The sequence below is a fragment of the Alsobacter soli genome (genome assembly GCF_003004785.1).
GTDB classification, from domain to species: Bacteria; Pseudomonadota; Alphaproteobacteria; order Rhizobiales; family Beijerinckiaceae; genus Alsobacter; species Alsobacter soli.
Genome location: NZ_PVZS01000051.1, coordinates 1 through 11,900, shown reverse-complemented (window position 1 = coordinate 11,900; position 11,900 = coordinate 1). Strand labels below are relative to the sequence as shown.

The window sequence follows — 11,900 nt, the reverse complement described above, 5'->3', positions numbered from 1 at the left end:
CAGGTTCAAATCCTGCCCCCGCAACCAAAATAAGCCCGCCGTGTCAATGACATGGCGGGTTTTTTGTTGTCGGGTAAGGCTGGCCGCGAGGGCATGTCAGCACGATGTCAGCGGCGCAGTTGTCAAGCAGCTGGACCTGTCCTCTGAGGCGAAACTCATTGAACCTACGAGGCGAGACGAGGCTTTCGCCTCTTCGGCCGAACGCGGCGCTTGCTGGCTCCCATTTCGGCCGAGAACGGGTCAGGCAGAGGGGCCTCGTAAGGCGGACGCCTCGGGAACCGTCCGGGCCCGCTTTGCGGGCCTCGTCGGCACGGTGTTCCTGGGTCTGACTCTCGCCGGTGCTGCCACCCCGGCCGCTGCCGAACCCGTCACCGGCGTCGTCGTCGGCGTCAAGGCTGTCTGCCCGCTCACGGGCCCCGGCACCGCCGTCTGCGCTGCGGCCGGCGTCGTCCTGCACGAGCTGACCCAACCGCGCCCCTTCGAAGAACGGCGAGGGAGCCAAGGTCGCCCGCACCGCCCGGGACTGGGTCGGCGACCGCACCGCCCTGCGGACGGTGCTCCGCCATCTGTAAGGGCCGGGACGGGGTGCGATCCCGTCCCCTCGCCACAACCTCTATCGAACGGGAGAAACTCATCATGCACCCACCGGTCCCCGTCCCATCTAGAGGCGGGTTCGGCATCGTCGTCATCCTGGGGGATGGTGGTCTTCTTGGTTCCGGCTGACCGGCCCTGTCACAGGGATCGGTAAGGGCGGCCGTCCGCCAACCTACCTCAACTGGAAGCTTATGAAGCAGTCGATCCACTACTGACGACGAGGGGCCCGTGCCGTCACGGTTCCCTTCTTAAGTGCATGGACCTCAGGATGCAGCGCACCTTGCGGATCGAGCCCGCCCTTGTAGACGTCCCGGACTGCGTCGGTCTCGGCAATGTCGAGTCCGGGAACCGCCTCGGGGCCATGCGGATCAACGCGCGGCGAGCGCCGGCCCGCAGCCGTAACTCAATCCTCGACGGCTTCGTCGTTGTCGGGATCGGCCGGGCATGGCGCAGGCTTCCAGTCGGGGTCATAGGCCGGGAACTTGTCAACTTCCTTCTCGGGATCAAAGTCGACGTATCGGCCGTGCAGGGTCCCGCCGAGCGTCAGTCTCGGATACCAGCCTGCGAAGGGGCCGTCGCTAGCATCCCAGTCCAGAACGTACACGTGCGGCGCCTCGGCGATGTCGTCTCCGTGCTCGTCGATCTCGACCACGTTCTGGAACGGGATGACGGCCGACACTTCGAGCCACCCGCGCTCTTCCTCGGGCAGCGACATCCAGAACTCCATCATCTGGTGCCTGTCCTTGCGCCGCCGCTCGGTTTCTGACCGCTCCCAGTGCTCGTCTCCGAAGTGCGGGCGAGCGTCGTTCATCTCGCGCGCCCAGTCCCATGAGCCGTCCGGCCCCATCCAGGCGAAGTGCCTCCCGATGCTGAAGCGAAGGCCGTCCCAGGCCAACCCCTCGTAGGTCCAGAGGCGCCATTGCTTCCGATCCATCGGCAGCAGCGACTCGTCTGGATGTTGTTCCGGGTACTTGTCCGCCCCGGCGTAGCGGACGAGGACGTCCCGGTTTACTTCGAGGTGCCGCGCCGCCTTTCGCTTGGCCGCGAGCTTCGCCCGGAGGTCCGTCTTGAGCGTGCGCCGCCTGGTCGAGAGCGAGAAGCCGAAGTAGGCGAACAGGAGACCGTCGTTCTTGGGCTGGAAGAGCATGTCCTCCAGCTCCCCTTTCCCCCACATGTAAGCTTCCTGAAGGCCGAGGTTGCGTGCCATCTCGAAGAACTTGTCGCGGGCATGCTTGGAGAAATCGCACGCGGCCGCGAACACGATCCCGTAGACGCCCTCCGCCTCGACGGCCTCGCGCAGCCCCTCCAAGTAGCCGGCGACCTTGCCGGGCGGCAGCGACTTCTCGCGCTTGCACTGGATCAGCCAGAGCCGGCCGGGACTCGGGGCGGTTTCCCCCTCCTCATACCCGCCGTCGTCCTCGGGATTCGCTGTCGCAGCGAGCACCTTCTCGACCGCCCGCGCGTCGAAGCCGTCGTCCGATCCCGCGCGTCCGGTCGCCTCGATCCGTGCCCAGTCCCGGAAATCGTAGGCGAGCTGCCTGACCAAGTCCTCGAAGCGACGCGGATCGAGGTCCTCGAAGTGGAGCTGCGCGAGCGTGCGTGTCGTCGTCGGGGGAGCCATGGACCGCGGCATGCCTTGTGAGCCATTTAGGAGGCTCGTCAGCGGCTTTCCCGGCCGCCGTTTCGGGAATCGCCGGCTGGCGATCTTCCATCAGATCACGTCGGCGGGCTCCGCGGGCCCGTCAAGATCCCTGACGAGGCGACCCAAGCCGATCCGTTCACGCGCCTGATCCTCGGGCTACCCGGTCGCGAATGGGGCGCATCGCCTTCTCCGGCTCGGGCGTCGGCCGCTCGCGGGCAAAGCGGTCGTTCAGGCCGGCGTTCGCCAACTACGAGGAGGCGTGGCCCGTTTGGCCTGTTAGTAATTGAGACCAGATGCGGCTGCGCTTGCCACCAGCGGAGCCGGTACGTCGGGGGCTGCGTATGATCAGGCAGAGGCGAACAATCCGCGTGCTCAGCTGGAGGTGAAAATTGGTAGTTCTTCCACGTCCTCACTGGGTCCCATGGGCCAAGATATTCCCCTTCTTCGGTGCCGCACCTGGATCTCAACAGACCCTGCATGCACTCGGGGAGAGCATCTTCAACAGCTACGCCACGCGTCTAGTCGAGGTTGGTAAGTCGATCCGTGCTGACGAAATCACAATTCGCTATCCATTAAGTCCGATATTGCGCATTCGGAGATTGGGCGATCCGGTCTTCCAGATCGACGATGGGCCATCTGGCTATTACCGGATAGTGGGGGGGACGCCGGATGAATTGCGCGATCCCAAAAACATGATCGGCTGGTTGGAGCATCCTGATGACTTCAGCCAGCCTAACCTGTTCGCTGAACAGCTCTGGACTCAGTGGAATTACGAGCTTCAGCGTTGTGTGCGGGACTCGAAGTGGGCAGTCGTGTGCCGGCAGTCGCCGACCGGCCCCTTCAAGGTCCTGCCCCCGGACAGTTGGAGCCATTTCGAACTAACCGATTACCGGGCCGGATTGATGAGGGCGGCCTCGGGCGAATGCGCATTCTCCACCCATTTCGTGCCGCTTAGCTGGCCCGAAGAGCTGGACGTTATCGCCGAGGAGCTCGGAATATTCGGTTCGTCCGACGGAGCAAGGGCAAATGAGGAGCAGGTTGGGCCCGAGGAGGAGCCGCACGAGGGCACCGCGAATCCCGCGGTGGCCGGCGTATCGGACCCAGTGGCTGGGAAGCAACGCCATACATCGAGGGAAGAGAAGGAATATACCCGCCGCCTGACCGCCTACATGGCCGAAAATGAGCCGGTCCTCTCCAAGAAGAAGATTCGCGAGCTAACCGGGGGTAACCGCCTGCCAAACGCGGCATTCGAGCGGTCCTGGGATGCTGCGGACAAGGCTTCATGTAAGGGCTTCTCCTCTCCGGGGCGAAGGCCGAGCAGTGGCAATTTTGACACATCACCCCAGGCCGATTTGCCGGCCAACGAGGAATGAAATCGAATCCTCAGTAATCAGCCGTGGGCTATTACATGTGATTCCCACCCGGTACCTCCAAAGCGCCTGAGCAATTCGCTCGTGCCTAACGGAGGTCGCTTATGGACCGGAATGCAGAACGGACGGCAGACCGCCTTCTGAACGAAAACGAAGTCGCGCAGCTGCTTGGCGTGAGCAGGAGCTGGCTGGCCAAAAGTCGGCTTATTGGCTCCGGCCCCCGTTTTATCAAGTTGGGCCGCTCGGTCCGTTACCACGCTTCCGCCATCTCGGACTATCTGCGCTCGCGCTCTCGGACGTCCACCTCCGAGACCTTCTGAAGAGTAATATCCGCACATGCGATGGTGATGCGTGTGCAGGGTAACGGCAATCCAGAAGAAAACGCGACGGGCTACGAGCGTATACCTTCGGCTATAAAGATTAGTATAAAGCACAAGTGTACAGATAGCCTGTACATATGGGGCATAATACCATAAATATGCTGTGGCAATGCCTGTCCATCGCCGTCAACGCCTGTGCAATTGGAGGTCGTCCTAATGGCCCTTCGGCGTAAGAGTGACCCCGCTCAGTTCGAGCTGTTCCAACCACGCGAGCCCATCGAAGAATGCCCCGACGCCTCGGAGCCCGTGATCGCCCCCATGGTGGCGACGCCAATGGAGGTTGCTCCGCTCGCGGCTGAAAGGGACATACCCACTCTGGGCACCGACACCCGCTCCTCGGGAGGAGACGATGCGGCCGTCGCAATTCCCGCTGGGACGGTGCACGAACTGACATTCGCCGGCGCGATCGAGCTGCTCGCACGGGCGGAGGAAGTACCCGATAAAAAGCGCAGGCACTGGATCACGTCATTGCGTTCAATCGGGCGCTACCTGGACAGACCCCTGAACACGATACCGGCCCGTTGGACGTCCGTTCGAATTCGGGTCGACCAGCTTCATTTCGCCCGGCTTGGATGCGCTAAGCAGACGTTGGCGAACCACCGATCGAATGTTCTATCTGCGCTGAATTGGCTGGCCGAAGAACACGATTTGCCAAGGCGCGGCGCTCCACTAACTCCGGATTGGGAGCGCCTCTGGCGACGGATACCAAAACTCGCCACCCGTGGCGCACTGTCCACCTTGTTTCGCTTCTGCTCCGCCCGGCGAATTGCGCCTGAGGCGGTCAACGAGACCGTCCTCGATCAGCTGATGCGCTACCGAGCCGAGACAACCGCATTGGACGCGTCCGACAAGGCACGTAGACGCATCGCGCGGCTATGGAACCGAGCGCGCGACCAAATCGAAGGCTGGCCTGAGGTCACCCTGCTCGCGCCTGCTATTTTAAGACACCAGGGGCCAAGCTGGGAGGAATTCCCCCGATCGCTGCGCACGGAGATCGACGGCTACTTGGCCGATAAGTCGCGTGCACGAAAAGACGCGGCCGGACGTCGATTCAGACCGGCAGCAGCCAGCACCGTCAGAATGGAGCGGGCCCGCATCGTCGCAGCCATTCGGAAGGCGGTGATGCTCGGCGAACCCCTTGATGAGCTCGTGTCCTTTGCAGCCCTACTCACGCCAAGGCGGGCGAAGTTGATCCTCGAGGCCTATGCCGGGCGAGAGGACGGCAGAACGCCAGTGTACGCGATCGATCTCGCGCGAATGTTCTACAAGCTAGCCCATGCCTCGACGAACGTGGCGCCCTCCGACCGCGACGAGCTGAAGGAGATGTGGAGCTTACTGGAGGAGGAGCGCGTTCGAGGGCTCACGCCTAAAAACCGGGAAGTCGTGCGCCTAGTGCGCAGTGCCAAATTCGTCAGCGATCTAACCAATCTGCCCGGCCATCTGATGGCAAGAGCGCGCACCACCCAGAGGCACGCACCGGTCAAGGCGGCCGCCCTCGCGCAAGTCGCCGTCGCGATCGAAATTCTGCTCTTCGCCCCCGTTCGTATGCGCAATCTCTGCTCGATTCTGATCGGAACGAATTACGTCAAGCCGGCTGGGGCGGGGGAACCCGCTCTCATCACCTTTCCGCATTATGACGTGAAAAATCGGGTCAATCTCGATTTCCCGCTTACGCCGGAGACTACGGCCTTCATCGACCAGTACATCCATGAATATCGCCCTGTGCTGCTGCGCGGCCATAACGGGGACGCCCTGTTTCCTGGCGGGAGTGACTCGGAATTCAAGTTTACTACAACACTGTCGCAGCAGATTACAGACAGAATTTTGAAGGAGATCGGGCGGAGCATCACTCCGCACCAATTTCGACATATCGCAGGGGCTCTAATCCTTCGCGCGCATCCCGGCAATTATGAATTTGTCCGCCGCGTCCTGGGCCACAAGAACGTGCAAACCACCATGAATTTCTACGTCGGGCTCGAAACGGCGGAGGCCAACGTTCAATTCTCGCGCCTCGTGTCCTCGCTTCACACCAAACAGCAGGCCCTGCCATGAGCCGCGAAAAGTCCCCTGCGAGCACATCGCTCCCCCTGGTCCGCTGGCCGAGTGGGGACCGGGATGAATGGCTATGCGTCTGTGAGAAGCCGGCGCGGCTCAGGAGGGGAGGGCGGCTTGGTCACCTCGCTCCTGTGTCACGCCAGGAGCTGCAGCGTCGCTATAGCTACTTTCTATCCTTCGTCGCCCGGTCGGAGCCGCTGAGGGATAACCTGTCGCCAGCCGCCTACGTCACGCCAGATCGTGTGCACGCGTACTGTGAACAACTTCAGCGCAACGTTAGCAGCGTCACTTCGGCGGGATCCATCCGGAAGCTGCTCGACGCGGCCCGGGCCCTGGCACCGAAGCAAGATTTTGGATGGCTCGTCGAACTCGCCCTCGATCTCGAATTCCTGGCCGAGCCCAAGGACAAGCGCGCTCGGATTCGGGAAACACCAGTTCTTGTCGAGGCTGGTTTGAGCTTGTTCCAGGGCACGCTTTGCCGATCTCCTAGCTTCCGAAGTGCGAGGGTGGCACGCGACGGCTTGATGGTCGCCTTGCTTGCCCATTGCCCTATTCGTCTGAAGAACTTCGCCAGCCTGATGATCGGCCAGAATTTCTGCCGTGAAGGAGATCATTGGGCGATAATCCTATCTGAGCACGAAACAAAATCCCGGCGTCCTGACGAACGGCCCGTCCCGACCGTGTTGGCGCCCTACATCGAAGCCTACTTGGAGCACTTTCGGCCCCTGCTCTTGGGGGGTGAAAGGGGGCGGGGGAGCGAAGCTGCGGGACCGTTGTGGATCTCCGGACAGACTCGTGAGGGCATGAGCTACAGCGCGGTTCAAAGAGCGATCACGTTGCGGACGCAAGAGGCCATTGGGGTCGCCCTTAGCCCCCATCTGTTTCGCAGCGCAGCCGCTTCGACCGTCGCGGCACACGCGGGCGAACGCCCGCATATGGCCAGTGCGCTGTTGCAGCATACAGATCCGAGGGTCACTGAGCTGCACTATAATCGGGCGTCATCCGTCCATGCAGTTAAGGCCTACGGTCGGCTGATCCAGGATCTCAGGTGAGAGGCGGATTGGGCTCATGTGGCCCAAGAGGCCGCTTCCGACCTTAAGCAGACCTTAGGCCTGAGCCTGCCGACGGGCCGCTCCCGACCCCAAGCAGACCTTGATGGTGCATCCGGCCAGAGGCTTGCCTTGTAGCAAACGTCGATGGCGGCGCGTCAGTTTCGCCCGCCGCCATGGGCGTCAGTCTCTTTCTGCTCCGCCATTTGACAGCTTCGTATGTTGCCAGTTCGCTTTTCGATGAGCGACACCTGGGTTTCGGCGGCGTTCAGGTCAGCTACGCCGAGAAGGCGACCTTGGCCGAGATCGAGGCTACCTTGAAATGCGCTCGTTAGACGTCCGGTGGCGGACTAAGGGGAAGGCATTCGTCCGAACCAGTGCTCGGGACATGACTTGAACAGCGGTTATGGGCCGGTGAAGCAGCCCGGCCCTGACCAAAAGGGAATCAAAGCCATGCCTCGTTTCCCCGCCTATGCTCTTGTTGCTGGCCTTCTTGCGTTAAGCGCCCCAGCTGTCGCACAAATCCCGTCGGGACCGCCCGATTTTACTGCGATTGTGCACCAGAAGATGCCCGCGGTTGTCGCGATCCTGACCCGACAGATGATCGAACAACAGGCCCAGGATGGTTCGGAGGACACGAGCCTCCGAGACCTCTTGCGACGCCGGTTCGGACAGGGCGGCGACACCGCCCAAATCCGGATGGCGCTCGGCTCCGGTTTCATCATCAATCGCGACGGTTACATCGTCACAAACAACCACGTGGTCGAGAACGCGGCCGAGATCCACGTCCGCTTGAATGACAAGAGCGACGTTCCTGCAAAGCTGGTCGGCCGCGATCCGTCCACCGACGTCGCGGTTCTCAAGATCGATCCCCGGCCAAATATGGATGTCGCGACGTGGGGAGATTCGGACAAGATCGAACCCGGAGCCTGGACGATCGCGATCGGCAGCCCTTTCGGCCTCACGGGAACGGTGTCGGTTGGAGTGCTATCCGCACGCTCGCGTGACATCCAATCAGGTCCATATGACGATTATCTGCAGACCGATGCGGCCATCAACCGCGGCAATTCCGGAGGACCGCTGTTCAACGCTGCCGGCGAGGTGATCGGCGTCAACACGGCCATCTATTCGCCCTCAGGCGGATCCGTGGGCATCGGCTTCGCCATACCCTCGCGCACCGCGCAGGCGGTCGCCGACCAACTGATCCACACCGGCAAGGTCGAGCGCGGATTCATTGGCGTCCGTCTGCAGGAGCTTACGCCGGCGATCGCGAAGGCTCTTGGGCGTCCGAACGCGAACGGGGCTCTCGTGGCAGGGGTCGAACCCGGCGCACCGGCCCAAAAGGCCGGACTGTCCACGGGCGACATCATCACCGGCCTGAACGGAAAACAGGTGGATAGCGCCCACGATGTCTCTCGCGAAGTGGCCGCGCTCCATCCCGGGCAGCAAGCGGATCTGCAGGTCGTCCGCGACGGAAAGGATCGCGACGTCCTGGTCACAGTCGCCGCGCGGACGGAGGTGGGACAGCCGCAGACCGGACTGCTCGAAGCTCCCCCGGAAGGCTCGAAGATGGGTTTGGCGGTGGGTTCGCTCAGCCCATCCATCCGCAGCCGACTCGGACTTCCGGCGAATGAAAGCGGCGTTCTCGTCGGGCGCGTCGAGCAGGACGGCTTGGCCGCGCAGGCCGGAATCCAACCCGGCGACGTGATCGTGTCCGTGAACAACAAGGCTGTCGACCAGCCGTCGGATGTAGCCCAAGCGTGGGCTTCCGCCCAGCACGACAAGCGGCCGTTGCTGCTGGGTGTGCGCCGCGGAGAGCAGTCTGTCTTCGTCGCCGTCGGGGGATAGCGTTCCTGCACGGGCGAGGCTCGTGCCAGATCCACTGGGGGCGAACCCGGGGAGGAGGACCTTGGCCATCAGGCAACGTCAATGGACCAACACGGGCCAGGGATCCTGCATCTGCGGCGCCATTCCCGCCGCAACACCTTCGCGGAGAACGCTGCTGGATCTTTCCTGAGCCGCCGTGAGCACGGAGCGCAGGCTGCGCTTGGCAGACCAAGGCCGCCACGCAGCACGTCAGGCGGCGTTCCGGTCCAAGGCTTGCCCCTCGATGACCCCATCGTGTCCTGGGGGGCTACATGTCCTGGCCAGTTCCCTCGCGAAAGCGACAAACCGTGCCAATGCCGTCTCTCGGATTTGTTGCATGGACTGTTCGCCTGACCAATCGATCACAACCTGACATTGAACCCAGTCTTGGTCGGGTGCAGCGCCGTCTTCCGAGCGCAGCAGCACGATGGCCTTGTGATCCTTCTGACTAACCGCGATCGCCCTAATCTCCATGCGTTCAACTCCTCCCGTGCTTCTTGTTCGTCTTGGCGCCTTCTGATGATCGTGACCATCGAGCGCCCGACAGGGGAAATGGGAGGGGGCGCGGCGGCGCCTCCCTCCCTGATGCGGAGCCTCTGCTCCCCTCAGCGAGGCTGCCGCGAACCTAGGCGTCCTGGATCACTCCCTTGCCAGCGTGAAGTCTATCCCGATGCGCGCCAGGCGTAAGTCGAGGAAAGCCTTAGGGCTGCCGGTGACCAAGTCCGACACCGAAGCGATGATGTGATCGTTGGATTGGTAGACCACTGCCCCCCGTTCCCCGGCTTGGCAGGTGACCGTGCCCCCCGCGGTCGGGCTCGGCACCGTCATCTTCTTGAGCAGTTCCACCGTGGCATTGCGATCGGGCAGACTCTTCATGCCCTGAGCTTGGCGTTTTCCCGTTGAATCGCCAGTCGCTTCGACGCCGCCCGGGACAGGAACATCGTCACCCTCCGTACCGAGCGTCCCGTCGAAATAGCCCTGGCGTTCTGCCGGGGAGCGTGGCCTCGGGGATCCTGACCGGCGACCGGAAAAAGCGCCCGCATTGCGGAACGACAGCGGCATGAGATTTCCCTTTCAGGCGGACGGAGTCACGAAGCGCAAAAACCAAAGCACGACACCGCACAGCGCGATTAAGCCGAGCAGGAGCGCTATGGCTTCGGACTGGTCTCGCCAGCGGGGGCGGAACGCCGCCTCGGCCTTGAGGCCGGCCGCGAGCCCGGCCAGCAGAACGATTTCGATTCCCATCTTCCAACTCCCTAGCTGCACAGAAGAGGGCTGAGGCGGCGGCCCACCTCGGGCTCAGGCTCCTCGGTTCTGCGCAACATCCTCAAGCAGCAGCAGGCTTCGCGCGCGATTTGGTCCGTGTGCACGACAATCGCGCCGCGGCGCCTTTGCAGCAGACCCTGTGCTTCCAACTGGCCGAGCGCCTCACTGATGGTGGCGCGCCGAACGCCGAGATTGCGGGCGAGCTGGTCGTGGGTAAGGCGGATCTCCTGCACCTGCTCGTCACGGTCCGCGACCCACGCCAGCCAACGTGCGACCCGTTGAGCGAGAGGATGATGGACGTTGCAAAGTGCAATCTGTGCGTTTCGGGCGTAGACACGATGCATGTAGACCAGCAGCTTGCGCCGAAGGTCCGGAATAGCGTCCAGAAGCTTCGTGAACGTTTCAGCGCTCACCCTGAGCGCCTCGCCCGGTTCCTGCACGACCACGCGCAGCGACGACCGCGTCTCGCCAAACGCGAGCGAGAGCCCGACAAAGTCGCGGCGGTCAAGGACGCCGATATCGACCGTTTTCCCCGGCCCGGAGCGAGCCATCAGCGAGACCCGACCTGTCTCGATGAAGTAGACGTGCCTGCACTCCATGGCTACGTCTTCGAGCATCTGCCTAGATCGAAGTCGAACAGGCTCCGCTGCATCGCACAGCACGCGCTGGAGCTCCGGCCCCATTTGCCCGATAATCACGTTCTTGGGTGACCACCGGCGCGCTCGGGCCTGAGTCGCTCGTCCGGGTTCCACAAGGTGATGAAAGATCGGGTCGCCGAGCATGAGAAGCCCTTCCTGAGCAGAATGGTCGAGGCGTTCGATTTTGCTGGAACGCCCACCGGGCTTCGAGTCAGGGACTTCGGACGAAGGTCAGGAAATTCCCGACGCCGATAAGCGGTCCGGGGGGCGTTAACTGGAGCGACGCGGTCCGCGCCATTCTGCGCATGGCGGCTCGCGGAGAGGCGCATGGTTGACCAGTCCACACCCGCTTCCCCGGCTCTTCTGCCGCGTCCTGTCGAGGCTAGCGCCCGCGCGACGCGGGCGAAGGGGCACTTCCCCCTTGTCGCCATGGCCATGGCGGCGGCGTTGCCGATCTGCTTTTTCGGCGGGCTGGTGGCGTACGTGCTTGCCGATAGCGGCCGCGAGTCCGCCTGGCTGGAGGCGCAGGCCACGGCCGCTCAGGTCGCCGAGAAGGTCTCGGCCGAGCTTTCCAGCCAGCAGCAAGTGCTCCAGACTCTGGCTTCCTCTACCGCCCTCGATCGAAAGGATCAGCCCGACCTGAGCGCCTTCTACGTGGAGGCCGCCCGGGTCAAGCTGGCCCACCCGCTCTGGGAGACTGTGGAACTCGTGAACCTGGACGGAAATCAAGTGATGAACCTGTTCCGGCCCATCGGGCAGCCGCTTGGGCGGACGGCGGACCGGGAAAGCCTGCAGGAGGTGATCCGCACAGGTCGCCCGGTCGTGGGAGGCATCGGGCCTGTCGGTAGCGTCTCGGGACGACGGTTGATCGCGATTCGGGTCCCGGTCGACCGCTCGAGCGAGATCCGCTATGTGGTGAGCACGCTCCTGGAGCCCTCGGCCGTCATCTCGCTGCTTCGCTACGCGGGCGCGCCCAAGGACTGGGTCGGCGCCGTGGTCGATGCGCGCGGGGTCGTGATCGCCAGCACCAGCAAGGACAG

Annotated in this window: 10 protein-coding genes; 6 read left to right on the top strand and 4 right to left on the bottom strand. The window is 63.1% G+C overall.

Going from position 1 to position 11,900, the window contains the following annotated elements; translation table 11 throughout:
• Positions 1-997: 997 nt before the first annotated feature.
• Positions 998-2,215, bottom strand: coding sequence for a restriction endonuclease (locus tag SLNSH_RS23590; protein ID WP_158266878.1), 1,218 nt, complete (start codon positions 2,213-2,215; stop codon positions 998-1,000).
• Positions 2,216-2,625: 410 nt separating this feature from the next.
• Here SLNSH_RS23590 and SLNSH_RS23585 point away from each other — a divergent pair, with 410 nt between their 5' ends.
• The 5 genes from SLNSH_RS23585 to SLNSH_RS23565 all read left to right on the top strand — a co-directional run bounded on the left by SLNSH_RS23585 (position 2,626) and on the right by SLNSH_RS23565 (position 8,938).
• Positions 2,626-3,609 (top strand): hypothetical protein, encoded by a 984-nt coding sequence (locus SLNSH_RS23585; protein WP_146140369.1) that lies wholly within the window; start codon positions 2,626-2,628, stop codon positions 3,607-3,609.
• A 101-nt stretch (positions 3,610-3,710) separates the two neighbouring features.
• The gene (locus SLNSH_RS25770) at positions 3,711-3,926 is read left to right on the top strand and encodes a helix-turn-helix transcriptional regulator (RefSeq protein WP_106340636.1); all 216 of its coding nucleotides are present in this window, start codon (positions 3,711-3,713) and stop codon (positions 3,924-3,926) included.
• A 216-nt stretch (positions 3,927-4,142) separates the two neighbouring features.
• Entirely contained in the window at positions 4,143-6,038 is a 1,896-nt protein-coding gene (locus SLNSH_RS23575; RefSeq protein WP_106340634.1) for a site-specific integrase, read from the top strand.
• 134 nt (positions 6,039-6,172) lie between these two features.
• Entirely contained in the window at positions 6,173-7,093 is a 921-nt protein-coding gene (locus SLNSH_RS23570; RefSeq protein ID WP_106340632.1) for a site-specific integrase, read from the top strand.
• 390 nt (positions 7,094-7,483) lie between these two features.
• The gene (locus SLNSH_RS23565; protein ID WP_245422463.1) at positions 7,484-8,938 is read left to right on the top strand and encodes a Do family serine endopeptidase; all 1,455 of its coding nucleotides are present in this window, start codon (positions 7,484-7,486) and stop codon (positions 8,936-8,938) included.
• A 657-nt stretch (positions 8,939-9,595) separates the two neighbouring features.
• Here SLNSH_RS23565 and SLNSH_RS24750 read toward each other — a convergent pair.
• The 3 genes from SLNSH_RS24750 to SLNSH_RS23550 are packed head-to-tail and all read right to left on the bottom strand — an operon-like array spanning position 9,596 to position 11,004.
• Entirely contained in the window at positions 9,596-10,018 is a 423-nt protein-coding gene (locus SLNSH_RS24750; protein ID WP_146140367.1) for a hypothetical protein, read from the bottom strand.
• A 12-nt stretch (positions 10,019-10,030) separates the two neighbouring features.
• Complete coding sequence (locus tag SLNSH_RS25070) at positions 10,031-10,201, bottom strand: hypothetical protein (RefSeq protein ID WP_158266877.1); 171 nt, start codon at positions 10,199-10,201, stop codon at positions 10,031-10,033.
• Between the two features lie 11 nt (positions 10,202-10,212).
• Entirely contained in the window at positions 10,213-11,004 is a 792-nt protein-coding gene (locus tag SLNSH_RS23550; RefSeq protein WP_106340624.1) for a Crp/Fnr family transcriptional regulator, read from the bottom strand.
• Between the two features lie 183 nt (positions 11,005-11,187).
• Here SLNSH_RS23550 and SLNSH_RS23545 point away from each other — a divergent pair.
• Positions 11,188-11,900, top strand: a 713-nt coding sequence (locus SLNSH_RS23545; RefSeq protein WP_196240308.1) for a cache domain-containing protein, incomplete at its 3' end; no start/stop codon positions are given.